The 23432-nt window shown below is 71.0% G+C and carries 23 protein-coding genes and 2 pseudogenes; 10 read left to right on the top strand and 15 right to left on the bottom strand.

Features of this window, described 5'->3' with window-relative positions; genetic code table 11:
- Positions 1-348: 348 nt before the first annotated feature.
- From AB0O67_RS21375 to AB0O67_RS21365, 3 genes and pseudogenes are all read right to left on the bottom strand, one after another.
- Positions 349-753, bottom strand: a pseudogene (locus tag AB0O67_RS21375) (DNA-3-methyladenine glycosylase); the annotation flags it as partial.
- 430 nt (positions 754-1183) lie between these two features.
- Positions 1184-1795, bottom strand: coding sequence for a DNA-3-methyladenine glycosylase (locus AB0O67_RS21370; RefSeq protein WP_365452292.1), 612 nt, complete (start codon positions 1793-1795; stop codon positions 1184-1186).
- 14 nt (positions 1796-1809) lie between these two features.
- Positions 1810-2067 (bottom strand): annotated as a pseudogene (locus AB0O67_RS21365) (DNA-3-methyladenine glycosylase); the annotation flags it as partial.
- Positions 2068-2205: 138 nt separating this feature from the next.
- Here AB0O67_RS21365 and AB0O67_RS21360 point away from each other — a divergent pair.
- The 3 genes from AB0O67_RS21360 to AB0O67_RS21350 all read left to right on the top strand — a co-directional run bounded on the left by AB0O67_RS21360 (position 2206) and on the right by AB0O67_RS21350 (position 4261).
- A complete protein-coding gene (locus AB0O67_RS21360) occupies positions 2206-2988 on the top strand; it encodes a sporulation protein (protein ID WP_365452290.1) in 783 nt (260 codons plus the stop codon).
- Between the two features lie 40 nt (positions 2989-3028).
- Positions 3029-3568, top strand: a complete 540-nt coding sequence (locus tag AB0O67_RS21355) for a YbhB/YbcL family Raf kinase inhibitor-like protein (RefSeq protein ID WP_365452288.1) — start codon at positions 3029-3031, stop codon at positions 3566-3568.
- A gap of 186 nt (positions 3569-3754) precedes the next feature.
- The gene (locus AB0O67_RS21350; protein WP_365452286.1) at positions 3755-4261 is read left to right on the top strand and encodes an HNH endonuclease; all 507 of its coding nucleotides are present in this window, start codon (positions 3755-3757) and stop codon (positions 4259-4261) included.
- Positions 4262-4381: 120 nt separating this feature from the next.
- Here AB0O67_RS21350 and AB0O67_RS21345 read toward each other — a convergent pair whose 3' ends face one another.
- From AB0O67_RS21345 to AB0O67_RS21335, 3 genes are all read right to left on the bottom strand, one after another.
- Positions 4382-5341, bottom strand: a complete 960-nt coding sequence (locus AB0O67_RS21345; RefSeq protein ID WP_365452284.1) for an SPFH domain-containing protein — start codon at positions 5339-5341, stop codon at positions 4382-4384.
- Positions 5342-5503: 162 nt separating this feature from the next.
- A complete protein-coding gene (locus AB0O67_RS21340) occupies positions 5504-5935 on the bottom strand; it encodes an NfeD family protein (RefSeq protein WP_365452282.1) in 432 nt (143 codons plus the stop codon).
- A 92-nt stretch (positions 5936-6027) separates the two neighbouring features.
- Positions 6028-6825, bottom strand: coding sequence for an ABC transporter ATP-binding protein (locus tag AB0O67_RS21335; RefSeq protein WP_365452280.1), 798 nt, complete (start codon positions 6823-6825; stop codon positions 6028-6030).
- A 150-nt stretch (positions 6826-6975) separates the two neighbouring features.
- Here AB0O67_RS21335 and AB0O67_RS21330 point away from each other — a divergent pair, with 150 nt between their 5' ends.
- Positions 6976-7758, top strand: a complete 783-nt coding sequence (locus tag AB0O67_RS21330; RefSeq protein WP_365452278.1) for a hypothetical protein — start codon at positions 6976-6978, stop codon at positions 7756-7758.
- Between the two features lie 420 nt (positions 7759-8178).
- On the opposite strand, the gene chpE is transcribed toward AB0O67_RS21330, so the two are convergent.
- The 3 genes from chpE to AB0O67_RS21315 all read right to left on the bottom strand — a co-directional run bounded on the left by chpE (position 8179) and on the right by AB0O67_RS21315 (position 10374).
- Positions 8179-8424: a chaplin ChpE gene (gene chpE, locus AB0O67_RS21325; protein WP_365452276.1), complete on the bottom strand. Its 246-nt coding sequence runs from the start codon at positions 8422-8424 to the stop codon at positions 8179-8181.
- 170 nt (positions 8425-8594) lie between these two features.
- A complete protein-coding gene (locus AB0O67_RS21320) occupies positions 8595-9236 on the bottom strand; it encodes a response regulator transcription factor (RefSeq protein WP_365452274.1) in 642 nt (213 codons plus the stop codon).
- Positions 9229-10374 (bottom strand): GAF domain-containing sensor histidine kinase, encoded by a 1146-nt coding sequence (locus AB0O67_RS21315; protein WP_365452272.1) that lies wholly within the window; start codon positions 10372-10374, stop codon positions 9229-9231. Before AB0O67_RS21315 ends, AB0O67_RS21320 begins: the two co-directional genes overlap by 8 nt.
- A 212-nt stretch (positions 10375-10586) precedes the next feature.
- On the opposite strand from AB0O67_RS21315, the gene AB0O67_RS21310 reads away from it, so the two are divergent.
- The 3 genes from AB0O67_RS21310 to AB0O67_RS21300 all read left to right on the top strand — a co-directional run bounded on the left by AB0O67_RS21310 (position 10587) and on the right by AB0O67_RS21300 (position 13430).
- Positions 10587-11285 (top strand): SDR family oxidoreductase, encoded by a 699-nt coding sequence (locus tag AB0O67_RS21310; RefSeq protein WP_365452270.1) that lies wholly within the window; start codon positions 10587-10589, stop codon positions 11283-11285.
- Positions 11282-12430 (top strand): S-adenosylmethionine:tRNA ribosyltransferase-isomerase, encoded by a 1149-nt coding sequence (locus AB0O67_RS21305; RefSeq protein WP_365452268.1) that lies wholly within the window; start codon positions 11282-11284, stop codon positions 12428-12430. The genes AB0O67_RS21310 and AB0O67_RS21305 overlap by 4 nt, the downstream gene beginning before the upstream one ends.
- A 274-nt stretch (positions 12431-12704) precedes the next feature.
- Complete coding sequence (locus tag AB0O67_RS21300) at positions 12705-13430, top strand: transglycosylase SLT domain-containing protein (protein WP_365452266.1); 726 nt, start codon at positions 12705-12707, stop codon at positions 13428-13430.
- 126 nt (positions 13431-13556) lie between these two features.
- Here the strand turns inward: AB0O67_RS21300 and AB0O67_RS21295 are convergent, their stop codons facing one another.
- Positions 13557-16073: an FHA domain-containing protein gene (locus AB0O67_RS21295; protein ID WP_365452264.1), complete on the bottom strand. Its 2517-nt coding sequence runs from the start codon at positions 16071-16073 to the stop codon at positions 13557-13559.
- A 229-nt stretch (positions 16074-16302) separates the two neighbouring features.
- Between AB0O67_RS21295 and AB0O67_RS21290 the strand changes: the two genes are divergently transcribed.
- Together AB0O67_RS21290 and serB are read left to right on the top strand one after the other, a co-directional pair.
- Positions 16303-18204 (top strand): streptophobe family protein, encoded by a 1902-nt coding sequence (locus tag AB0O67_RS21290; RefSeq protein WP_365452262.1) that lies wholly within the window; start codon positions 16303-16305, stop codon positions 18202-18204.
- A 140-nt stretch (positions 18205-18344) separates the two neighbouring features.
- Entirely contained in the window at positions 18345-19553 is a 1209-nt protein-coding gene (gene serB / locus AB0O67_RS21285; RefSeq protein WP_365452260.1) for a phosphoserine phosphatase SerB, read from the top strand.
- A 142-nt stretch (positions 19554-19695) separates the two neighbouring features.
- Here serB and AB0O67_RS21280 read toward each other — a convergent pair whose 3' ends face one another.
- The 4 genes from AB0O67_RS21280 to AB0O67_RS21265 form a co-directional block, all read right to left on the bottom strand.
- Positions 19696-20214: a histidine phosphatase family protein gene (locus AB0O67_RS21280; RefSeq protein WP_365452258.1), complete on the bottom strand. Its 519-nt coding sequence runs from the start codon at positions 20212-20214 to the stop codon at positions 19696-19698.
- 65 nt (positions 20215-20279) lie between these two features.
- Entirely contained in the window at positions 20280-20486 is a 207-nt protein-coding gene (locus AB0O67_RS21275) for a hypothetical protein (RefSeq protein WP_365452256.1), read from the bottom strand.
- A gap of 199 nt (positions 20487-20685) precedes the next feature.
- Positions 20686-20802, bottom strand: coding sequence for an SGM_5486 family transporter-associated protein (locus AB0O67_RS21270; protein ID WP_365452254.1), 117 nt, complete (start codon positions 20800-20802; stop codon positions 20686-20688).
- 43 nt (positions 20803-20845) lie between these two features.
- On the bottom strand, positions 20846-22228 hold the full coding sequence (locus AB0O67_RS21265; protein ID WP_365452252.1) for a CynX/NimT family MFS transporter: 1383 nt from the start codon (positions 22226-22228) through the stop codon (positions 20846-20848).
- An 82-nt stretch (positions 22229-22310) separates the two neighbouring features.
- Here AB0O67_RS21265 and AB0O67_RS21260 point away from each other — a divergent pair, with 82 nt between their 5' ends.
- Entirely contained in the window at positions 22311-23006 is a 696-nt protein-coding gene (locus AB0O67_RS21260) for a FadR/GntR family transcriptional regulator (RefSeq protein WP_365452250.1), read from the top strand.
- On the opposite strand, the gene AB0O67_RS21255 is transcribed toward AB0O67_RS21260, so the two are convergent.
- A complete protein-coding gene (locus AB0O67_RS21255; RefSeq protein WP_365452248.1) occupies positions 22981-23334 on the bottom strand; it encodes a hypothetical protein in 354 nt (117 codons plus the stop codon). The genes AB0O67_RS21260 and AB0O67_RS21255 overlap by 26 nt on opposite strands.
- Positions 23335-23432: the final 98 nt, after the last annotated feature.

Below are 23432 nucleotides of genomic sequence, written 5' to 3'. Positions count from 1 at the left end.
GAACGGACGCTTCCTTTGTACTCACCCGAGAATCTCTCTCGCGGCTTTCCTCCGGGCGCTTCCCTTCGGTCTTGCGTTTCCGACTCTATCAGATCCTTTCGGTTCCGATTCCCGGTCGGCGGGGGTTTGTCTTTAGGCCTCGCGGCCTTTCGACATTCACTACGTTAACCGATTCCCCCGCCCGATTCATAATCGGGGGTTGCGGTTTCGAATTCAGGCATGCGAACACGCCGGAACCGACCCCGCTGAGGGCTGCTCGTTAAGTAGTGGGTTGGCCGCTCCGGCTGCTGACGATCGCAGTACCCGGTTCAGCGGCTCGGGCCACATTACGCACCTTCCAAGGGCGCGTCAACTTCGGCGGCGCCTCGGCACATGGGCCCGATACGGGCTCACCGTCGGGTCGTTGGCGACCCAGAAGCGCCAGGGGTGGATGCCGCCGTCGCCCCCGTCGCCGGCCACTCCCGTGCGGGGCCCGCTGAGCGCCTGGTCAGAGGGGACCGGGGTGCCGGTCAGCATGCGCACGGGGGTGTCACCGGAGGTGCAGGCGTCGGTGCCGTCGAGGGCGCGGTCCACGTCCAGGGCCGTGGCCAGACGCGCCGGACCTTTGGCCAGTTCCTTGTCATGTCGGGCCGAGAGTCGACGGGTGCGGGCCAGCTCGGCACCCTCGATGATCTCGCCGGCGCGGAGCAGGACGGCGCTCGCCGTGCCCTCGGGGCCGCAGGCCACGTTCATGCAGTGCCGCATGCCGTAGGTGACTCACCAAGCATGTACGTCGTTGCATCGGCGAGGCAACGACAAGCAGGAGATGGCCCTGCACCGGACGCTCCCTGCCAACGGGAAGCCGGCCAGGAAGACCTGCGGACCGGTGACTGCATCCAGCGCGACGCATGCGAGCTTGCCCGCGTCGTAGAACGCCTTCACCCCGCCCGGGAGGTCTTGCTGGTCGTACGGACCGCCGACGCGTACCAGAGGCCCAGAGACCAGCAGTGCGTCGGCGACCTCGGCTGGAGACATCCCGAACTTCAGCGGCCCCACACCCTCTCCGGTTCGCAGCTCCCAGCGCTCCCGCTCCAAATCTCGACCGGCCAGGAACGCGTCACGCGCCGCGCTCGCGAACGATCACGCATCTTCTGGCCCAACTGCGCCGACTCACAGGCGAGCCGTGAGCGAGGCGCACAGCGGCTCAGGCTCCGGCGGACGGTTTGGCTCTCGGACTCAGTCGGTACGCCGAGACCGTCGGATCACCGGCGAGGTAGAACCGGTGCTGCCAGTCGTGGGCCTTGCTCACGCCCACCCGAGGACCAACCTGGATGAGCGCGGCAGGTGCAGACTCGCCCTCGGACAACATGACCGAGGTACCTGCCAGGAGGTCTGCGCCGTTGTGCTCTCCCGTGATGCCGAGTGCCTCGCAGAAGTTCCCCGGCCCTCGGGCAAGGCGTGGACTCTCGACCTCCTCCCCTCGCCGCTTGCGTGCCAGGTCTTCCCCCTCGATGACCCTGCCTGCCCGGATGAGGACAGCCGAGGCGATGCCGGCCGTCCCTGTGACGACGTTGGCGCACCAGTGGAGACCGTGGGACCGGTAGACGTACAGGTGTCCTGCGGGTCCGAACATGACGGCGTTACGGGGTGTCCGGCCTCGGTAGGCATGGGAGGCTGGGTCAGCCGTACCGGAGTACGCCTCGGTCTCCGTGATGGCGATGCTCACGGTTCCCTCAGGGGTCGTGCAGGTGAGGACGCTTCCGAGCAGCCTGGGGGCGACCTCTTCGGCAGGATGGGCGAGGACGTCGACGTTCATGCTGACTGCCTTGACATGCCATAGGTGGAGTAGACGTACACACGACCGGGCGGACCGAACATCACGTCGTTGCGGGGGGTGCGTCCGCGGTAGGCATGGGAGCCGGGGTCGTTCGGGCCGTCATAGGCCTCCACCTCTGTCAGGCGCAGCGCGATCGGACCGTCCGGCGTCGTGCGTACGAGGATGCGGCCGAGAAGGTCGGGGGCCACTTCCAGTACGGGCCGGTCGAAGAACTTTCGGGGCAGAGGCGTACGGTCGGAGGTCGCGATCATGCCGTCCGAGGGTAACGGAGACGGCGGGGGCGGGCGGGGTGGTCAGAGGACCTTCGTCTTGCCAGGGTGGGTTCCCGGAACCGGCCACGGCCGGATCGCGTTTGTAGTGATCAGAGACGTAGTGAACGAGGGAGAGACATGGCGTTCAAGAAGCTGCTCGCGAGTCTGGGGGCCGGTGGGGCCTCGGTCGAGACCGTACTGACCGAGGTCAACGTCGTTCCGGGCGGCGTCGTCCAGGGCGAGGTGCGCATCCAGGGCGGGTCCGTGAACCAGCAGATCGAGGCGCTGTCAGTCGGGCTGCAGGCCAAGGTCGAGGTCGAGGGCCAGGACACCGAGTACAAGCAGGACATCGAGTTCACGAAGGTGCGCCTCGGCGGTGCCTTCGAGCTCCAGGCGAACGCCGTGCACGCGGTGCCGTTCGGGCTGGACATCCCGTGGGAGACGCCGATCACGACGATCGACGGTCAGGCGCTGCGCGGGATGCACATCGGCGTGACCACCGAGCTGGAGATCGCGCGCGCCGTGGACTCCGGGGACCTGGATCCGATCAACGTGCACCCGCTGCCGGCGCAGAAGGCGATCCTGGACGCCTTCATCCAGCTGGGCTTCCGCTTCAAGAACGCGGACATGGAGCGCGGTCACATCCGGGGTACGCGCCAGAAGCTGCCGTTCTACCAGGAGATCGAGTTCCTGCCGCCGCAGCAGTACCGGGGTCTGAACCAGGTCGAGTTGAGCTTCGTTGCCGACGCTCAGGCGATGGACGTCGTGCTGGAGATGGACAAGAAGCCGGGTCTGTTCAGCGAGGGCAGCGACACCTTCCGCTCGTTCCAGGTGGGGCTGCACGACTACCAGGGCACCGACTGGGTGGCCTATCTCAACCAGTGGCTGTCCGAAGTCGGCAGCAAGCGGAACTGGTTCTAGGCTCGGAGCCCACTGAACCATCCGATCAGGAGGTACCGAGGTGACCGAGCTCAAGAGGCGGCCGCTCCCCCACGACTTCCATCCGCCCGTGCCGGCGTTCACGGTCACGAGCGAGGACGTGCACGAGGGTGCGACCCTCAAGGACGCTCAGGTCCACGCGGCCGGCAACACCTCACCGCAGCTGCGGTGGGAGGGCTTCCCGGCTGAGACCAGGAGTTTCGCCGTGACCTGCTACGACCCGGACGCCCCCACGGGGAGCGGGTTCTGGCACTGGGTCCTGTTCGACATCCCGGTCTCGGTGACGGAGCTGCCGGCGGGTGCGGGCAGCGGTAAGTTCGAGGCTCTGCCGGAGGGCGCTGTGCACGCGCGCAACGACTACGGGACGAAGGACTTCGGCGGTGCCGCTCCGCCGCCCGGGGACGGGCCGCACCGGTACGTGTTCACGGTGTACGCGGTGGACCAGGACAAGCTCGGTCCGGACGCGGACGCCAGTCCGGCCGTGGTGGGCTTCAATCTGCGGTTCCACACGCTGGGCCGCGCCCAGCTGATCGGTGAGTACGAGGTACCCGCCGAAGCCTGACGTTCACCGAACGTTTGCCCGCCTCTGGTCTGGGAGTGATCGGAGGCGGGCATTTTTGTGGCCGGGGGCCACGGGTTCACACCTCGTGGGAGCAGCGGATATTGCGTTGTCCATCTCGGCGTGCACGGCCAGAGTTGATCCCAGCCCGCCATGGGGTGGGCCGGTGCACACGGGAGGTGGGCTGGTATGCGGGACACGCTGGTACTGAACGCGAGCTTCGAGCCGCTGTCGACGGTGACGTTGAATCGAGCCGTCGTTCTGGTGCTCCAGGACAAGGCCGTCGTCGAGCAGGCCCACCCCGAAGTGCGCATGCGCGGAGCGACGCTCGACATACCGGCGCCCCGGGTCATCAGGTTGTGCAGGTACGTACGGGTGCCGTTCCGAAGACAAGCGCCGTGGTCGAGGCGGGGTGTGCTGGTGCGGGACCGGCACAGGTGCGCGTACTGCGGTCGTCGGGCGACGACCGTGGACCACGTGCTGCCGAGGTCCCAGGGGGGTCAGGACACCTGGCTGAACACGGTGGCCTCGTGCTCGGAGGACAACCACCGTAAGGCGAATCGGACGCCGGAGGAGGCGGGGATGCCGCTGCTTCGGGAGCCGTTCGAGCCGACGCCGGCGGACGCGATGCTTCTTGCTCTTGCGCAGGACGACTACGAGGCGTTGCCCGAGTGGCTGGCGTCCGCTGCGGCCTAGGCCGTCGGGCCGCCGGTCTGTTTCGTCGTCCGTTGGTCGTGTGTGGCTTGTCGGGCAGTTCCCCGCGCCCCTGAGAGACAAAGCACAAGGGCGCGGGGTTGCCCGCATCCTCAGGAGTCGTCAGTCGATCGACGGCTTCTCCCGGCGTTCCGTACCCGAGCCCGTGCCGTTGCCCGAACCGCCGCCGTTGCCCGAACCGCCCAGGCCCGAGCCGAAGTTGCCCATGGCGCCGGACAGGCCCTTGAGGGCGTCTCCGATTTCGCTGGGGACGATCCAGAGCTTGTTGGCGTCGCCCTCGGCGATCTTCGGCAGCATCTGGAGGTACTGGTAGCTGAGGAGCTTCTGGTCCGGGTCGCCGGCGTGGATGGCCTCGAAGACCGTACGGACGGCCTGGGCCTCGCCCTCGGCGCGCAGTGCGGCGGCCTTGGCCTCACCTTCTGCGCGCAGGATCTGGGACTGCTTCTCGCCCTCGGCGCGCAGGATCTCGGACTGCCGGACACCTTCGGCCTGGAGGATCGCGGCGCGCTTGTCGCGGTCGGCGCGCATCTGCTTCTCCATCGAGTCCTGGATGGAGGTGGGCGGTTCGATCGCCTTGAGCTCGACGCGGTTGACGCGGATGCCCCACTTGCCGGTGGCCTCGTCGAGGACGCCGCGCAGGGCCGCGTTGATCTCCTCGCGGGAGGTGAGGGTGCGCTCCAGGTCCATGCCGCCGATGATGTTGCGCAGGGTGGTGACCGTCAGCTGCTCGATGGCCTGGATGTAGCTGGCGACTTCGTACGTCGCGGCCCTCGCGTCGGTGACCTGGTAGTAGATGACCGTGTCGATGTTGACGACCAGGTTGTCCTGGGTGATCACCGGCTGCGGCGGGAACGGGACGACCTGTTCGCGCAGGTCGATGCGGTTGCGGATGGTGTCGATGAACGGCACGACGATGTTGAGGCCCGCGTTCAGCGTCCGCGTGTAGCGGCCGAAGCGCTCCACGATGGCGGCGCTGGCCTGTGGGATGACCTGGATCGTCTTGATCAGGGCGATGAAGACCAACACCACCAGAATGATCAGGACGATGATGACCGGTTCCATCGTCGCTCCCCGTACCCTTCTCCGCCTCGGCGCGTTCGGTGGATCCGCGTTCCGCAGATCCTACTGGTGCAGATCTTAAGGTTGTTGAAGATCTTGCTGGACGAGTCTGACAGACCGTCGCACGGCAGGTGCGGTGTTCGGCCACCTTGGGGGCGGGCGAGGTCACATGACGATGGCGGTGGCTCCCTCGATGTCCACGACGTCGACCTGCTCACCCACTTCGAAGACATGGCCGGTGTCGAGGGCGCGGGCCGACCAGACCTCTCCGGCCAGCTTGATGCGTCCGCCGGATCCGTCGACGCGTTCCAGTACGACGGCTTGTCTGCCCTTCAAGGCGTCGACCCCGGTCACGAGTTGGGGCCGATGGGCGCGGTGCCGGTTGGCGATGGGGCGTACCACCGCGATCAGGGCGGTGGAGACGACGGCGAAGACCACGACCTGGAAGACGGCGTCACCGCCGAAGATGCCGGCGGTCGCCGCGGCCGCGACGGCGCCCACCCCGAGCATGCCGAGTTCGGGCATCGCGGTGATCACGAGCCCGATGCCGAGCCCGGCCGCCGCGATCAACCACCACACCCACGCGTCGATTTCCACACGGTCATCGTAGGACCGCGGGACGTGCGCGGACAGGGCGCGATGCGGTTTGCGCGGGGCTATTACCCGCGCCCGCGCGGGACTTCACCGGCTCACGCCATCGGCAGGCCCTGCGCGGTCCAGCGGTCACCGACCTGCTCGACGACGAGCGGGAGACCGAAGCAGAGGGAGAGGTTGCGCGAGGTGAGTTCGAGCTCCAGCGGTCCGGCGGCGAGCACCTTGCCCTGGCGGATCATGAGCACGTGGGTGAAGCCGGGGGCGATCTCCTCGACGTGGTGGGTGACCATGATCATCGAGGGGGCGATCGGGTCGCGTGCGAGGCGGCCGAGGCGGCGTACGAGGTCCTCGCGACCTCCGAGGTCCAGGCCGGCGGCGGGCTCGTCGAGCAGGAGGAGCTCGGGGTCGGTCATCAGAGCGCGGGCGATCAGGGTGCGCTTGCGCTCCCCCTCGGAGAGGGTGCCGAACCTGCGGTCCAGGTAGTCGGACATGCCGAGCCGGTCGAGGAAGGCGCGGGCGCGCTGCTCGTCGATCTCCTCGTACTCCTCCTGCCACCCCGCCGTCATGCCGTACGCGGCGGTCAGCACGGTCTCCAGGACCGTCTGGCGCTTGGGCAGCTTGTCGGCCATGGCGATGCCGGCGATGCCGATGCGGGGGCGCAGCTCGAAGACGTCGGTACCGGGCGTGCCGAGGGTCTCGCCGAGGATGGTGGCGGTGCCCTTGCTGGGGTAGAGGTAGCTGGACGCGACGTTGAGGAGGGTGGTCTTGCCGGCGCCGTTCGGGCCGAGGATGACCCAGCGCTCGCCCTCCTTCACCGACCAGGAGACCTGGTCCACCAGAGCCCGGCCCTCACGGACCACGGATACGTCCTGAAGCTCCAGAACATCGCTCATGAGCGCGTTGTCTCCCCTTGCAGTGTGGCCGGTCTCGGCTGTCGCGTACGGCTGCGGCTCGGTCCGCCGCGCCGGTGGGCGAGCCCTCAAGGAAATCTACGCCACCGGTCGGCCGGTCCATTCCCTCGGCCCGGTACTTAGGGTGGGAGCATGCTCTCGGAACCGCGCTCTGGACGCCTTGCCGCATGGGGAAATGCCCTTTTCGCCGGACTTATTTCGCCGGACGACGCCGTCCTCGCCATCGTCGGCGAGGACGCCGTGCACCGGGTGGAGGGGCTGCCGGGTGAGTCGGCGCCCGTCGGGCTCACCCTCGCGCTGGGGCGGCTGCGGGCGCTCGGGGCGACCGGCCTGCGGGTCGCGCTGCCGGCGCCGGGGCATCCGCTGGGGCTGAGCGGGCCGCCGGATTTCAACGCGCGGGCGCTGGAGGCCGAGGAGGCGGTGATCTGCCACGGAGGTGCGCTGGGGCTGGTCCCGGAGGTGCACGAGGCCGGACCGGACGGTGATGTGCATGTCGAGGTGGTGTGGCACTGCCTGCCGGTGCGGGAGGCGCCGCCGGCCGACGTGCCCTCGCTCGGGGAGGCGGAGCGGGAGCTGGCCGAGGCGCTCAGGGAGGCGACGGAGGTCCTGACGCGGCTGGACGTGGCCGCGTCGGGGCCGGTGGCCCAGGCGGCGATCGACGCTTACCGGGCGCGGGCCGAGCGGGGGCGGGAGGTGCTCGCGCCGGGGTACCCGGGACGAGCCGTGCGCGTGCTGGAGCTGGCCCAGCGGATCGGGGTGCTGGTCTCGCTCGCGTACGAGAACGGGCACGGGGGTGCGGTGAGCGCCTCGGAGATCGCGGCGCGGGCGCAGGTGCTGCGTCCGGTGGAACGGACGGCTCGGCGCGCGCAGGTCGCGGCGTACAACTCAGTCGTGGAGGAGCGGGAGCGACAGTGAGGCCACCCCGGGCCTCCGGCCCCGACCCTGCGGAGAGCAGCCGGGCGCCGACCGGCACTACGGAGCGGGCGGGCGGGGAAGAGCGGGCGGGGCGCGAAGCATGGGGCCCTCAGCACGCGGGGCTCGAAGCAGGCGTCCTTGCGGTACAGCAGAGGCTGCGGAACAGGCGGTGCGGAAGCAAGGCGGACGTCGTTGCGGAACGGCCGGCACCGCGGAGCGGGCGGGGCTCCCGGACAGGCACGACTCTGGAACAGGCGGCGCCGAGCTACGGCCGGCACCGCGGAGCGGGTATGGCAAAGGGCTCCGCGAGTCGTCCCGTGACTCGCGGAGCCCTTTGGTGATCGGTCGGCGTCAGGTGGTGGGGACGTGGGGTGGGAGGTTGCCCACGTCCTCCGGGCCGACGGCCGACACGGCGGAAGCTCAGCGATTGATGCCGAGGTTGCCGAAGGCGGGGTTCAGCACGCCGACGACGTTCACGCTGTTGCCGACGACGTTCACCGGGATGTGCACCGGGGCCTGGACGAGGTTGCCCGAGACGACGCCCGGCGAGCCCTCGGCCTTGCCGGTGGCCAGCGATCCGTCGGTGGCGGAGGCCATACCGGCGCCGGCGGCCACCAGACCCCCGGCCACCATCGTCACGGCCGCTGCCTTCTTCAGGTTCTTCACTTCGTAAGCCCTTCTGATGCGATTGCCGCGGCCAGTCGCCGCAGCACGCACTGAAGAACGCCGGCATCCCTCGGAGGATGCGCCATCCGGGGGACATTCCCACGACGGTATGAATCTCAGCCCGGAGCGAGACCTTCCGTATTGCCGTACCGAGTGCTTTTCTGCCTGTTTCAGCCCGTCACGCCATGGCGAACGGCCCACAGGGCGGCCTGGGTGCGGTCCGCCAGGTCGAGTTTCATCAGGATGTTCGACACATGGGTCTTGACGGTCTTCTCGGAGAGCACCAGCGCGCGGGCGATCTCGCGGTTGGAACGGCCGTCCGCTATCAGGCCGAGCACCTCGCGCTCCCGATCGGTGAGCGAACCGGCCCGGCCCTGGCCGGAGTTGGTCTCCTCCTGGGACAGCAGCGCGCCCGCCACCTCGGCTTGGAGCAGGATGTGCCCGGCGTGCACCGAGCGGATGGCGCCGGCGAGCGCGTCGGGGTCGACGTCCTTGTACACGTACCCGGCGGCGCCGGCGCGCAGGGCCGGGACGACCGTGCGCTGCTCGGTGAAGCTGGTGACGATGAGCACGCGCGCGGGGTTGCCCAGCTCGCGCAGCTTGCGCAGCGCCTCGACGCCGTCCATGCCGGGCATCTTGACGTCCATCAGGACGATGTCCGGCTTCAGTTCCTCGGCCCGGGCGACCCCCTCGGCGCCGTCCGCGGCCTCGCCCACGACCTCGATGTCGTCCTGCACCTCGAGGAAGGTGCGCAGACCGCGGCGGACCACCTGGTGGTCGTCGACGAGCAGCACCCTGATTGCGTCAGCCACCGGGGACCTCCATCTCGATCGTGGTGCCCTTGCCGGGCGCCGACTCCACGGTGAGCGTGCCGCCCACGCCGCCCGCCCGGTCCCGCATGGAGACCAGGCCGAGGTGGCGTCCGGCACGGCGTATCGCGCGCGGGTCGAAGCCGCCGCCGTCGTCCGTGACGCGCAGGACCGCGCTGCTGCCACGCCGGAACAGCGTCACGCCGACCCGCTCGGCCCCGGAGTGCCGCAGCGCGTTGTGCAGTGCCTCCTGGGCGACGCGCAGCAGTGCCTCCTCCTGGGCGGCGGGCAGCGCGCGCACGCCCTGGGCGGTGAACGTCACGCGTGCGGTGTGGGCGCGGTCGAGGACGTGCACCTGGGTGCGCAGGGTTGCCACGAGGCCGTCCTCGTCGAGGGCCGCGGGACGCAACTCGACCACGGCGGCGCGCAGCTCGTCGGTGGCCTCGGCGGCGAGCGCGGCCACCTGCTGCAGCTCGCCCTTGGCGCGGGCCGGGTCACGGTCGACGAGGGTGGCGGCCGCCTGGGCGGTCAGGCGCAGCGAGAACAGCTTCTGGCTGACCGCGTCGTGCAGTTCGTGCGCCAGGCGGGAGCGCTCCTCGGCGATGGTGAGCTCGCGGCTGCGTTCGTAGAGCCGGGCGTTGGTGAGGGCGATCGCGGCGTGCTGGGCGAGGATGGCCAGCAGTTCCTCGTCGTCGGCGTCGAAGCCGCAGGTGCCCTCCGGCTTGGGGCAGTTCTTGTTCGCCAGGAAGAGGGCGCCGATCACCTCGTCGCCGTCACGGATGGGCAGGCCCAGGAAGTCGGCCAGGTCGGGGTGGGCGGAGGGCCAGCCTCCGAAGCGGGCGTCCGTGCGGACGTCGGCCAGGCGCTGCGGCTTGGCCTCGCGGAGCATCGCGGCGAGGACGCCGTGCTGGCGGGGCAGCGGGCCGATCCGCTTCCACTGGTCGTCGCTCACCCCGTCGACCACGAACTGCGCGAAGCCGCCGTGGTCGTCCGGGACGCCCAGCGCGGCGTACTGCGCGTCGAGCAGCTCGCGGGCCGAGGCGACGATCGTCTTGAGGACGTCGCGCACCTCGAGATGCCTGCTCATGGCCAGCAGCGCGGTGCTCACCGCGGCGAGGCCGGACCGGGGACCTTGACTCATGGCTTCCACGCTACCGGTGGGGTGTGACAGCGCGGATCGGACCGGTGACGGCAGCGCCTAGGCCGCTGGGCCTAGGCCCGAGGTCCTGGCCCGGCGGCCTAGGACGAAGGGCCCCGCCGGTTTGCGGCCCCCGTCCGAGGCGGGGCGGCACCCCCGGTTCCTACGTTGAGGCCACGCCGATCGAGCGGCGTCGAGGACAAGGGGAACGTGTCATGCCGGTAGCGATCATCACGGGGGCGTCCAAAGGGCTGGGACGGGCGCTCGCCGAGGCCCTTGCCACGCGTGGCTGGGACCTGGTGCTGGACGCCAGGGGCGAGCGGACGCTGAAGGAGACGGCGGCGGCGCTCGCGACGTACGGGACGCGGGTGGAGGCACTCGCCGGGGATGTCACGGACGCCGGGCACCGGGCCGGGCTGGTGGCGGCGGCCTGGAAGCTGGGCGGCGTCGATCTGGTGGTGAGCAACGCGAGCGCGCTGGGCGCCGAGCCGCTGGTCCGGCTGGACCGGCTGTCCCTGGACGGGCTGCGGCGGGCGCTGGAGGTGAACGTGGTGGCCGCGTTGGGCCTGGTCCAGGAGGCGATGCCCCTGCTGCGGACCTCCCGGCAGGGCGCGGTGATCACGGTCAGCTCGGACGCGGCCGCCGAGGCCTACGAGACATGGGGCGGTTACGGGGCGTCCAAGGCGGCCCTGGACCACCTCGCGGCGGTGCTCGCCGCGGAGGAGCACCGGCTGCGGGTCTGGGCGGTCGACCCCGGGGACATGGCGACGGAGCTGTACGCGGCGGCGGTACCGGAGGACGAGGATCCGCGGCCGGAGCCGGCGAGTGTTGTGCCGGCGTTCCTGCGGCTGCTGGACGAACGGCCGGCGAGCGGCCGCTACGGAGCGCCCGCCCTGCTGGAGGGGACGCGATGACGTCGGCGCTCGGGGTGACGTCGGTCGAGCCCGTCCGCCGGTGGGGGCGGGTGCCCGAGGAGCTGTCCGCGCGCGTGCCGGCGGAACAGCGCGGGCCGGGGCTGGAGCGGGATGCCGTACGGCTGCTGGTGTCGCGGGGCACGGAGGTGTCGCACCATGCGTTCGCGGAGCTGCCGCAGCTGCTGCGGGCGGGCGATCTGCTGGTCGTGAACACCTCTCCGACGCTGGCCGCGGCGGTGGACGGGTGGGCTGGGCACGCGCGTGTGGTGGTGCACTTCTCGACGCTCGGCGACGACGGGCGGTGGGCCGTGGAGCTGCGGGATCCGGACGGGAGCGGCACCACACGCGCGCGTGCGGGCGGCCCGGTGGGGACGGAGGTGCGACTGCCCGGGGGTGGGCGGCTGGTGCTGGAGGAGCCGCTGAGCGCGCGGGGCGAGCGTCTGTGGTGGGCACGGGCGGACGGGGCGCGGGTGTGCGAGCTGCTGCGTGAGCACGGGCGGCCCATCCGCTACTCCTATACGAAGCGCGATCAGCCGCTGTCCGCGTACCAGACGGTGTTCGCGCTGCCCGATCCGTGGGCCGAAGGGTCCGGCAGCGCGGAGATGCCGAGTGCGGCGCGGCCCTTCACCCACCGGATGGTGGCCGAGCTGGTGAGCCGGGGTGTGCAGTTCGCGCCGGTCACGCTGCATACAGGGGTGGCCTCGGCGGAGGCGCACGAGCCGCCGTATCCGGAGCGGTTCGTGGTGCCGGAGGCGTCGGCGCGGCTGATCAACGCCGTGCGGGCCGGGGACGGCCGGGTGGTCGCGGTGGGCACGACCGCCGTGCGCGCCGTGGAGTCGGCCGCGGGGCCGGACGGGGTGGTCCGGGCGGCCGAGGGGTGGACGGATCTCGTGGTGACGCCGGAGCGCGGTGTGCGGGTGGTGGACGGGCTGGTGACCGGGCTGCACGAGCCGGAGGCCTCGCATCTGCTGATGCTGGAGGCGGTGGCCGGCGCCGCGGCGATCGACCGCGGGTATGAGGAGGCGCTGCGCCATCGCTACCTGTGGCACGAGTTCGGGGACGCGCATCTCCTCCTCCCGGAGAAGTCCGTGACAGCGAGCATTGCTCCAGCAACTCCCGGTGAGACTGCTAGTCCGCCGATGTGAGGCCCCACATAGGGCGCAAGTCACGTACGAAGGTCAATAGGAGATAAATGCACCCAGAGCGAGCGGGAAGGACGCTCTGGTCTGTCCCGATTTGCCCCTACCTGATCCACTACCCGGCATCGTAGGTCACACCTTTGCCGGTGGCTTTTGCGGCCGCTAAGAATGGCTGCCGTCGCTCAGCGCCGTGGGTTCCGCCCGCGGCGTTCACGCGGGAAGCACCTGGCCCCGCACTGAAGTGAGCGACCTCCGCGCTATTCGAAGAGGTCCACCTGCCATGCCCAAGAACACCCTTCGCGACCGCAGTCGCGCCCTGACGAAGACGAACAAGATCGCCCTCGCCGGTGTTGCCACGCTCGGCGCCGCTGCCCTCGCGTTCTCCGCGGTACCCTCGGGCGGGCAGACCACCACCGACGCCGCCGCCCCGGCGAAGGTCGCCTTCAGCTCCGAGCCGGTGAAGGGCGTCGAGGCCGACGTCACCGACCAGCTCGCCGGTGCCAGCCTGAAGGTCCAGGCCATCGAGGCGAAGCAGAAGGCCGCAGCCGAGACCGCCGCCAAGAAGAAGGCCGCCGCGCAGGCCGCCGCCGCCAAGAAGGCGGAGCGTCAGCGCGAGGCGAAGGCCGCCGCGAGCCGCTCCGTCGAGCGCATCGCGTTCCAGCCCGTCGCCGCGAAGAAGGCCTACGGCAACAACCTCGACGGCTGGATCCGCGAGGCGCTGTCGATCATGAAGGCCAAGGGCATACCGGGCTCCTACCACGGCCTGCACAAGAACATCATGCGCGAGTCGTCGGGCAACCCGAACGCGATCAACAACTGGGACATCAACGCCATCAACGGCATCCCGTCCAAGGGCCTGCTCCAGGTGATCCCGCCGACGTTCAAGGCGTACCACGTGCCGGGCACCTCCTGGAACATCTACGACCCGGTCGCCAACATCACCGCCGCCGCCAACTACGCGGCCGACCGGTACGGCTCGATCGACAACGTCAACAGCGCGTACTGACCGACGCACGGCGCGTGCTGAGGTAAGCGCGGGCCTCTGCCCGCCGTACGACGCCGGCCATACGACGCGAAGGGCGGCACCCCTCCTGACGGGGGGTGCCGCCCTTCGGCGTGTTCGCGGGGCCGGTTACTTGCGCATGACCTCGGGCTCGTGGCGGCGCAGGAAGCGGGCCACGAAGAAGCCGCAGATCACGCCGAGCGCGATCAGGGCGAGCATGTCCAGGGTCCACGCGCCGACCGTGTGCTCCCACAGCGGGTCGTTGCCGACACCCTCCTCGGGCGGGCTGATCCTGTTGAAGTCCAGCGTGGCACCCGCGGCGGCGACCGCCCAGCGGGACGGCATCAGGTACGAGAACTGGTTGACGCCGACCGCGCCGTTCAGGGCGAACAGGCAGCCCGTGAAGACGACCTGGATGATCGCGAACATGACCAGCAGCGGCATGGTCTTCTCGGCCGTCTTCACCAGCGACGAGATGATCAGGCCGAACATCATCGAGCTGAAGCCCAGCGCCATGATCGGCAGGGAGAGCTCGACCATCGTCGCGCTGCCCAGCACCAGGCCCTCCGCCGGCAGCTCCCGGCTGGAGAAGCCGATCACACCGACGAGCAGGCCCTGGAACACGGTGATCATGCCGAGCACGAACACCTTCGACATCAGATACGCCGAGCGGGACAGGCCGGTCGCGCGCTCCCGCTCGTAGATGACCCGTTCCTTGATCAGCTCGCGGACCGAGTTGGCGGCGCCGGCGAAACAGGCACCGACCGCGAGGATCAGCAGGACCGTGGTGGCCGTGCCGTTGGGGATGATCCGGCCGGTCTGGTTGGGCTCGTTGGGCAGCAGGCCGTTGTCCGGCTCGATGAGCAGGCTGACCGCGCCGAGGACGGCCGGCAGGATCACCATCAGGGCCAGGAAGCCCTTGTCGGAGGCGATCACCGACACATAGCGGCGGACCAGCGTCACGAACTGCGACATCCAGCCCTGCGGCTTGGGCGGCTTCATCGCCTGCATGGCCGGCATCTGTACGGCCTGCGGGGCGACGGCGTCGATGTCCGCGGCGTACATCTGGTAGTGCTGCGAGCCCTTCCAGCGGCCCGCCCAGTCGTAGTCGCGGTAGTTCTCGAAGGCGGAGAAGACATCGGCCCAGGTGTCGTAGCCGAAGAAGTTCAGCGCCTCCTCGGGAGGGCCGAAGTAGGCGACCGAGCCCCCTGGGGCCATCACCAGGAGCTTGTCACACAGTGCCAGCTCGGCCACGGAGTGGGTGACCACGAGGACCGTACGGCCGTCGTCGGCGAGGCCGCGCAGCAGCTGCATGACGTCGCGGTCCATGCCCGGGTCGAGGCCGGAGGTCGGCTCGTCCAGGAAGATCAGCGACGGCTTGGTCAGCAGCTCCAGGGCGACGGACACGCGCTTGCGCTGGCCGCCGGACAGGGAGGTGACCTTCTTGTCCTTGTGGATGTCGAGCTTGAGCTCGCGCAGCACCTCGTCGATGCGGGCCTCACGCTCGGCGGCCGTGGTGTCGGCCGGGAAGCGCAGCTTGGCCGCGTACTTGAGGGCCTTCTTGACGGTCAGCTCCTTGTGCAGGATGTCGTCCTGCGGGACCAGACCGATGCGCTGGCGCAGCTCGGCGAACTGCTTGTAGAGGTTCCGGTTGTCGTACAGCACCTCGCCCTGGTTGGCGGGCCGGTAGCCGGTCAGCGCCTTCAGCAGGGTCGACTTCCCGGAACCGGAGGGGCCGATGACCGCGATCAGCGACTTCTCCGGGACGCCGAAGGAGACGTCCTTGAGGATCTGCTTGCCGCCGTCGACGGTGACCGTGAGGTGGCGGGCGGAGAAGGACACCTCGCCGGTGTCGACGAACTCCTCCAGCCGGTCGCCGACGATCCGGAACGTCGAGTGACCGACGCCCACGATGTCGGTCGGGCCCAGCAGCTGGGAGCCGCCCTTGGGGATCGGCAGACCGTTGACGTACGTGCCGTTGTGCGAGCCGAGGTCGCGGATCTCCATGCGCCCGTCGGGCGTGGAGTGGAACTCGGCGTGGTTGCGCGAGACCTGGAGGTCGGAGACGACCAGGTCGTTCTCCAGGGCACGGCCGATGCGCATCACGCGGCCGAGCGAGAACTGGTGGAACGTGGTCGGGCTGCGATCGCCGTAGACCGGTGGTGCCCCCGCCGCACCGCCGGCGCCCTGCTGCTGCGGAATGTGCGGCGCCTGCTGCTGCGGCTGCTGCCACCCGGCCTGCGGCGACTGCTGCTGCGGCGCCTGCTGCGACCAGCCCGGGTTCGCGCCCTGCGCCGCGAACGGCTGCTGCTGCGGCTGGCCCTGGGGCGCGACGGCGGCCGCGGCGCCGGACAGGCTCAGCTGCGGTCCGTCGGTCGCGTTGCCGAGGTTGACGGCCGAGCCGGGGCCGATCTCCACCTGATGGATGCGCTGGCCCTGCACGAACGTGCCGTTGGTGCTGCCGTGGTCCTCGATGACCCAACCACGGCCGTTGAAACTGACCGTTGCGTGCCGCCAGGAGACTCTGGCGTCGTCGAACACGATGTCACCTTGCGGATCGCGTCCAAGTGTGTAAGCCCTGGACGGGTCGAGCGTCCAGGTCCGTCCATTGGTTTGCAGTACGAGTTCCGGCACTCCATGCCCCACTGAGTTGTCCCCCGAATTACCCCCGTCGCAGGGAGTCTAGGGATGTCGAACATCGGGGGGAACTATTTCAGTAGCGGCCCCCTGACCGAAAGTCGGGCCTTGTGAAGACCGCGTACGGGCGTGACACCGCGCGCCGTTGACGGGGTGGAAACCGGCCCGGAGAGTGGTAATCCCACGCGAGGGGGACACGCGCGGCGGCGACGCCGTGCCGCGGATCGGGGGGTCTGCCGTGAGTGTCGAGAAGGCCGGGTACGGCGCGAGGCTGCCGTGGGCCGACATCCTGCTGTCCGCGATCGCCTCCGTGAGCTGGGCACTGATCGGGATGGCCGGCACGGCGGCGCTCGGACTGCGGCTGCTGGAGGTGGACTCGGCCGGTTCGCTGGGGCCGATGACCGCGGCGGTGGTGGCCCTCGGGGCGGGTGGTTCGGTCACGCCGTCCGGTGATGTGTCCGCCTTCGGGCTGAGCGGCACGGAGGCCACCACAGCCATCGAGATCACGCCATTGGGCGTGAGCCTGGTGGGCGCGCTGCTGCTGTCCTGGTTCTTCCTACGGTCCTTGCGGGCGGCGGGAGTTGTGATCGCCCCGTCCGAACTCCTCGCGCGCGCGGGTGCGGTGGTCGCCCTGTTCGTGGCGACGCTGGGCGGGCTGGCGTGGGCCGGGCAGGACGTCATCACGATCGACGGGGGCGCCCTCGGCCTGGAGGACCTGCCCGGCGGCGCGGGTTCCGGGGACATCGGGATTCCCGGGCTCGGTGACGTCGGAGACATCGGCGGGCTGCTGCCCGACCGGGTCGGCGACCTGATCGACGCGCGGGCCGAGGTGGGGTTCGGTGTCGACACGGCGCCGACGCTGCTCGGCGGGTTGTGCTGGGCCGCCGGCGTGCTGCTGATCGCGTTGCTGGCCTCCCGCCGCACTCCCCTGCCGCGCGGCTGGGACGCGGTGCACCGGGTCGTACGGCCGGCCGTGTCCGCGCTGGTCACGGTGGTGCTGGTCGCGGTGGCGGCGGGGCTCGCGGCGGCGGCGTACGCGGCGATCGGCGACGACCATCCCCGACGGATCGCCGGGGCGGCGCTGCTGGGCGCGCCGAACGGGGTGTGGCTGGGCATCCCCCTCGGCCTGTTCGTGCCGTGGCACGGGGAGGCGTCGGGGGCGCTCGCCCGCTTCCTGCCGGATCCGCTGAACGACCTGCTCGTCGACTCGGACCGGCCGGTGACGCTGGCGCGGCTCGCGGAACTGGACGGACGGGTGTGGCTGCTGGGGGTGGCGGCGGTGGTCATGATGCTGCTCGCGGGGGTCCTGGTAGGGGTGCGGACACCGCTGGAGGCGGACGCCGGGGGTGTACGGGGTCCCGGTGCCCTCGGTTTCGCCGGCCGGTGCGCGCTGCGGCTCGGGTGCGCGACCGCGTTGGCGTTGCCCTTGCTGGGGTGGCTGACCGAGCTGTCCGTGGACGCCTCGCTGTCCGTGCTGGGCTTCGACGCGTTCGGGGCGGGAGTGGAGCTGCGCGGGAATCCTGGCATGGCGCTGTTGCTCGGGGCGCTGTGGGGGGCCGGTGCGGGGGCCGCCGGGGCGCTGCTGGCGTACGCGAGCGGGGCCGCGGGGCGGCGGGCGGCGCCGCTGGGACTCGGTGACGTGACGGCGGGGGCGCCGGAGTACGGGGCGACCTCGGGGCCGTACGCGGTCGGTGTGCCGTACCGGCCGCCGAACCCTGACACGAATCCCTATCTGCGGCTGCCGGAGGGGCTGCGGGAGCCGGAGGACGCACGGCCGCCGGACGCGGTGGTGCGCGGCGACGACGGGGACCGGGTGTCAGGGGGCGGTGACGGCGGCGACCGGGTGTCAGGGGGCGGTGACGGAGACGAGGACGACGTCTTCGGGGCGCCTACCGTGTCCCGGCCGTTCGATACGCCGCCGTCTCGGATGCCTCGGGGAGCGGCGGGGGTACCTTCGCCGGGGGACGGCCCCCCGCCACCTGGTTCCACGCCACCCGGACCACCACCGCCCGGACCACCACCGCCCGGCCCTCCGCCACCAGGCCCACCACCGCCCGGCCCTCCGCCACCTGGTCCACCACCCCCGGGGCGTCCGCCCCCGGGTCCTTTGCCGCCGGGGCGGTCGAAGCGTGCCCGGTGAGGCGGGTGTGGGGCGGGCACCGTGGTCGATCCGTCAGGCGCCCGCCACCGGAGCGCCATCCAGGGTTATCGAGTGTTCCGTGTCCGTCAGGCGGACCTCGCGGGCGATCGACACCGCCTGCCGGTTACCTTGGGAACACCATGAGCGCTTCGCAGACCTCTGACGTCCCGACTCTCCTTGTCAAGATCTTCGGCAAGGACAGGCCGGGCATCACGGCCGGACTCTTCGACACCCTCGCCGCCTTCTCCGTCGACGTGGTCGACATCGAGCAGGTCGTGACGCGAGGCCGGATGGTGCTGTGCGCGCTCGTGACCGAGCCGCCCCGGGGCCTGGAAGGCGAGCTGCGGTCGACCGTCCACAGCTGGGCCGACTCGATGAGGATGCAGGCCGAGATCATCTCCGGCCTCGGCGACAACCGGCCGCGCGGTCATGGCCGGTCCCTTGTGACGGTGCTCGGACATCCGCTCACCGCCGAGGCCACGGCCGCGATCGCCGCGCGGATCACCAAGGCGGGCGGCAACATCGACCGCATCTTCCGGCTCGCCAAGTACCCCGTGACGGCGGTCGAGTTCGCGGTGTCCGGCGTGGAGACCGAGCCGCTGCGCACCGCCCTGGCGATCGAGGCGGCGGCACTCGGCGTGGACGTGGCCGTCGTGGCGGCGGGCCTGCACCGGCGCGCTCAGCGGCTGGTCGTGATGGACGTGGACTCGACCCTCATCCAGGACGAGGTGATCGAGCTCTTCGCCGGGCACGCCGGCTGCGAGGCCGAGGTCGCCGAGGTGACGGCGGCCGCGATGCGCGGGGAGCTGGACTTCGAGCAGTCGCTGCACGCGCGCGTCGCGCTGCTGAAGGGGCTGGACGCGTCGGTGGTGGACAAGGTGCGCAGCGAGGTGCGGCTGACGCCGGGCGCGCGCACGCTGATCCGCACCCTGAAGCGGCTCGGCTACCAAGTGGGTGTCGTCTCGGGCGGGTTCACCCAGGTCACCGACGACCTCAAGGAGCGGCTGGGCCTCGACTTCGCGCAGGCCAACACGCTGGAGATCGTCGACGGCAGGCTGACCGGCCGGGTCACCGGCGAGATCGTGGACCGGGCGGGCAAGGCGCGGCTGCTGCGCCGGTTCGCCGGGGAGGCGGGCGTGCCGCTGTCGCAGACGGTGGCGATCGGTGACGGCGCCAACGACCTCGACATGCTGAACTCGGCCGGGCTGGGGGTCGCCTTCAACGCCAAGCCGGTGGTGCGCGAGGCGGCGCACACCGCGGTGAACGTGCCCTTCCTGGACACGGTCCTCTACCTGCTCGGGGTCACCCGCGAGGAGGTCGAGGCGGCGGACGCGCACGAGGAGGACTGAGGTCTCCTTCTGGGGAGGGCCGGGAGTCTCCTCTCCCTGGGAGGGCTGAGCCCCCTCTCCCGAGGAGGGCCGAGTCCCCTCCACGCTCGCGTCCGACGGGCCCGGCACCGTGTCGTGCCGGGCCTTCGGTGTGCGCGGAGGGTCACTCGGACGGGGCCCAGTAGTCCACCAGGGTGGCCACGCCCGGTTCCAGGGACTTCCAGGAGCCCGTGAAGGACAGCACGGCGAAGGCGGCGGCCGGGAAGCCACGGTGGCTCATCCGCTCGCGTGCCTCGGAGTCGGCTGAGCCGGACAGCACCTCGGCGAGGCCCTGGACGCCGGGGTTGTGGCCGATCAGCACGACGTTCTGGGCGTCGTCGGGGGTCTCGTTGAGCACGGCGATCAGCTCGCCGGGCGAGGCCTCGTAGATCCGCTCCTCGTAGACCGTCTTCGGCCGGTGCGGGAACTCGTGGACGGCGAGCTTCCAGGTCTCGCGGGTCCGGGTCGCCGTGGAGCAGAGGGCCAGGTCGAAGGAGATGCCGGAGTCGGCCAGCTTGCGGCCGGCGACAGGGGCGTCCTTGCGGCCCCGCTCGGCGAGCGGCCGCTCGTGATCGTTCACCTGTGGCCAGTCGGCTTTCGCATGCCGGAAGAGGACAATCCTGCGGGGTTCAGCGACGCTCATGAGATCCAGCTTCGCATGAAACAGGCCATGGGGCGCCAGGAGTTGACGGGCGCCCCGGGGCGTGCTCAGCGCGATATCAGCTGATGGGCGCGTTCCACGAGGTGGCTGATCGTCGGCTCGCCGCTCGCCGCGTGGGCCTCGGCGGGGTTCAGGATCAGCGTCAGGAGGGCGACGAAGGCGAGCGTCGGCAGGGCGAGCGCCCACCAGGGCAGCCGGATGTCGGCACGGCCCGTGGTCGCCGGGCGGGGCCGGGTGTGCGTGCTGGCCGACATGCTGCCTCCGTGGTCCGTCCTCGACGAGAGGTGGCCCGGGTCCCCCGGCCACACTTCGAAGCTACGGAACGAAGAGCCGCCAACCCATCCGGTGATCCACCCACTTGACCCTGACCCTCACCCCCTAGGGGATGGTGGGGCTAGCCCCACCATCCCCTGGCAGGGAGAGGCGAGCGCGGTCACTGTCGGGCGACCGCCGTCACGGGGAGGCGATCGACGCGATGACGGCGATGATCACGAAGATGGCGAGGAACGAGCCGAAGACGAGCAGCATCTTCTTCTGGCCGTTGTGGGGATTCGGGTCGAGCACTGGCATGAGGCAAGTCTCGCACCCCGCTCCCGGGCCGGACCCTCGGGGGTCAGCGCGCCGCCTCGTCCTCCACCGTGCGGTTGCGTCCCGCCAGGATGCCCACCGCCATCTGCGGGACCATCAGCGCGGCCATCAGCGCGAGCGGCAGGCCCCAGCCCCCGCTGTGCTGGTAGAGGACACCCACCAGCAGAGGCCCGGGGATGGAGATCAGATAGCCGGTGCTCTGCGCGAACGCCGACAGCTGGGCGACGCCGGCGCCGGTGCGGGCACGCATCCCGACCATGGTGAGAGCCAGCGGGAAGGCACAGTTGGAGACGCCGAGCAGCAGCGCCCAGGCCCAGGCGCCCTGGGCGGGCGCGAGGTAGAGCCCGGCGTATCCGGCGAGTCCGCAGACACCCAGCGCCAGCACGATCGGGCCCTGCTGGGGCAGCCGGGTGGCGAGGCGCGGGATGACGAAGGCCAGCGGCACGCCCATCACCATCGTGACGGCGAGGAGCAGTCCGGCCGTCCCCGCGGCGACGCCCGCGTCGCGGAAGATCTGCGCCATCCAGCCCATCGTGATGTACGCGGCGGTGGCCTGGAGCCCGAAGAAGGCGGCGAGCGCCCAGGCGGTGCGGCTCCGGGTGATCCGCAGGGCGGGAGCCGGGGCGGCGTCCTCGCGCGCGCGCGGCTCACGTCCGGGCGCCCGTGCGGCGGCCGCCGGACGGGTGGTGCGTGCGCCCTCCCGGTCCCTCACGAACGGAATCCACGGCACCACGGCCGCGGCCGCCAGCGCCGCCCACACGGCGAGCCCCGCCTGCCAACCGCCGCCCATGGCCTGCGTCATCGGCACGGTCACCGCGGCCGCGAGGGAGGTGCCGAGCGCCAGTGCCATGGAGTACAGGCCGGTCATGGAGCCGACCCGGTCCGGGAACCAGCGCTTGACGATGACCGGCATCAGGACGTTGCTGACCGCGATGCCCATCAGGGCGAGGGCGCTGGCGGCCAGGAACCCGGCCGTGCCGCCCGCGTACGGCCGGATGAGCAGGCCCGCCGTGATGGCGGCCATGCCGGCGCACACGACGGCGCCCAGCCCGAAGCGGCGGGCCAGCCTCGGTGCCATGACGCCGAAGACGGCGAAGCAGAGCGGCGGCACGGAGGTGAGCAGGCCGGCCACGCTGCCGCTCATGCCGAGCCCGTCGCGGACCTCCTCCAGGAGCGCGCCGAGGCTGGTGATGGCGGGGCGGAGGTTCAGCGCGGAGAGCACGATGCCGACGACGACCAGCCGCGTGGTCCACGCGCGCGCGTGCGATGCCCCGGCCGCCGTACCGCTCGTACCACTCGCATCGCTCCACGCGCGCATGGGTGAGCCCTCCGCCGCGCCTCGGCGCTCGTCCGTGGCCGAACCGCGTATGTCGGGGTGGTCCTGCGTCCGGGCTTCCTCGCTCGCCATGCCGCCCATCATAGAATCATGGGATGATTGGTTGTCCATTCCGGTGCGGTCCGAGGCCGCAGCTCCCGTGCGAAGGTGTGCCATGCCCCTGAGCCATCCCCGCCGTTCGGCGCTGTCCGAGCAGGTCATCGCCGCACTGCGCAGCCAGATCGCGTCTGGCGAGTGGCCGGTCGGCTCGCGCATCCCTACGGAACCCGAGCTGGTCGAGCAGCTCGGGGTCGCCCGCAACACGGTCCGCGAGGCCGTCCGCGCGCTGGCGCACAACGGCCTGCTGGACATCCGTCAGGGCTCCGGCACGTACGTCGTCGCGACCAGTGAGCTGGCCGGCGTCATGCACCGCCGGTTCGCCGGCGCCGACCCCAGGCACATCGCCGAGGTGCGCTCCACGCTGGAGTCGGCCGCCGCGAGGCTGGCCGCCGAGCGGCGCACGGAGAAGGACCTCAAGCAGCTCGACGCGCTGCTGCTGCGGCGCGAGGAGGCCTGGGGGTCGGGGGACGCGGAGGCGTTCGTCGCGGCGGACGCCACCTTCCACCTGGCCGTGGTGGCCGCTTCGCACAACGACGTGATGACCGCGATGTACGCCGACCTCGGCGAGGTGATGCGGGACTGGCTGCGCGAGGACGTCGGCGAGGAGCTGACCCCGGAGACGTACATGGACCACGGCCGGCTGCTGGACGCCATCCGCGTGGGCGACGCCGGGACGGCCGCCACGGAGGCGGCGAGCTATCCGTTCCAGTGCCGCCCGGGCCGGTTCAGCTCCCCCGGTTCTGGTGACTGACCCACGCCGAGCGGACTTCCTTCCAGCAGCGGCCGGTCAGGCGCACGGTCATCGCGGGCTCGGTGTCCACCGGCGCGCTGTCCGTGTCGAGGTCCCACCATCGGTCGCACTCGATGTGCAGACGGACCCGGTCGATGTCCACATAGGGGTTGTGGCAGTGGGCGACCACATGGGACCCCTCGACGCCGGTGCGGCACGTGGCACCGAACGGCGGCGGATCCTGCGGTTCGCCGTCCGCCACGTGCGCGTGCGGCATCGCGTCGTACGGCGTGGACAGGACGAGGGCCGCGGCGACGGTCATCGAGGCCAGGCAGCGGTACAGGCGCACAAGGTAACCTCCTCGGCCGGGCTGGGGAGGGGTGCGTGGTGAACGCCTCCTCAGAATGCCTGGCCGCCCCCTGCCCCCGCCCGGCCGGATAGGCCGAA

The sequence above is a fragment of the Streptomyces sp. NPDC086077 genome, assembly GCF_040686175.1.
GTDB lineage: Bacteria > Actinomycetota > Actinomycetes > Streptomycetales > Streptomycetaceae > Streptomyces.
Note: the sequence above shows the minus strand (reverse complement) of the source record. Positions and strands in the feature narration are given on the sequence as shown.

Excerpts from the sequence above, each read along its gene's own strand:
- AB0O67_RS21275 (WP_365452256.1), bottom strand. The coding sequence starts at position 20,486 with ATGTCGGCCAGCACGCACACCCGGCCCCGCCCGGCGACCACGGGCCGT.
- AB0O67_RS21270 (WP_365452254.1), bottom strand. The coding sequence starts at position 20,802 with ATGCCAGTGCTCGACCCGAATCCCCACAACGGCCAGAAGAAGATGCTG.
- AB0O67_RS21350 (WP_365452286.1), top strand. The coding sequence starts at position 3,755 with ATGCGGGACACGCTGGTACTGAACGCGAGCTTCGAGCCGCTGTCGACG.
- AB0O67_RS21335 (WP_365452280.1), bottom strand. The coding sequence starts at position 6,825 with ATGAGCGATGTTCTGGAGCTTCAGGACGTATCCGTGGTCCGTGAGGGC.
- AB0O67_RS21370 (WP_365452292.1), bottom strand. The coding sequence starts at position 1,795 with ATGAACGTCGACGTCCTCGCCCATCCTGCCGAAGAGGTCGCCCCCAGG.
- AB0O67_RS21330 (WP_365452278.1), top strand. The coding sequence starts at position 6,976 with ATGCTCTCGGAACCGCGCTCTGGACGCCTTGCCGCATGGGGAAATGCC.
- AB0O67_RS21305 (WP_365452268.1), top strand. The coding sequence starts at position 11,282 with ATGACGTCGGCGCTCGGGGTGACGTCGGTCGAGCCCGTCCGCCGGTGG.
- AB0O67_RS21260 (WP_365452250.1), top strand. The coding sequence starts at position 22,311 with ATGCCCCTGAGCCATCCCCGCCGTTCGGCGCTGTCCGAGCAGGTCATC.
- AB0O67_RS21265 (WP_365452252.1), bottom strand. The coding sequence starts at position 22,228 with ATGGCGAGCGAGGAAGCCCGGACGCAGGACCACCCCGACATACGCGGT.
- AB0O67_RS21360 (WP_365452290.1), top strand. The coding sequence starts at position 2,206 with ATGGCGTTCAAGAAGCTGCTCGCGAGTCTGGGGGCCGGTGGGGCCTCG.
- serB (WP_365452260.1), top strand. The coding sequence starts at position 18,345 with ATGAGCGCTTCGCAGACCTCTGACGTCCCGACTCTCCTTGTCAAGATC.
- AB0O67_RS21345 (WP_365452284.1), bottom strand. The coding sequence starts at position 5,341 with ATGGAACCGGTCATCATCGTCCTGATCATTCTGGTGGTGTTGGTCTTC.
- AB0O67_RS21310 (WP_365452270.1), top strand. The coding sequence starts at position 10,587 with ATGCCGGTAGCGATCATCACGGGGGCGTCCAAAGGGCTGGGACGGGCG.
- AB0O67_RS21300 (WP_365452266.1), top strand. The coding sequence starts at position 12,705 with ATGCCCAAGAACACCCTTCGCGACCGCAGTCGCGCCCTGACGAAGACG.
- AB0O67_RS21315 (WP_365452272.1), bottom strand. The coding sequence starts at position 10,374 with ATGAGTCAAGGTCCCCGGTCCGGCCTCGCCGCGGTGAGCACCGCGCTG.
- AB0O67_RS21280 (WP_365452258.1), bottom strand. The coding sequence starts at position 20,214 with ATGAGCGTCGCTGAACCCCGCAGGATTGTCCTCTTCCGGCATGCGAAA.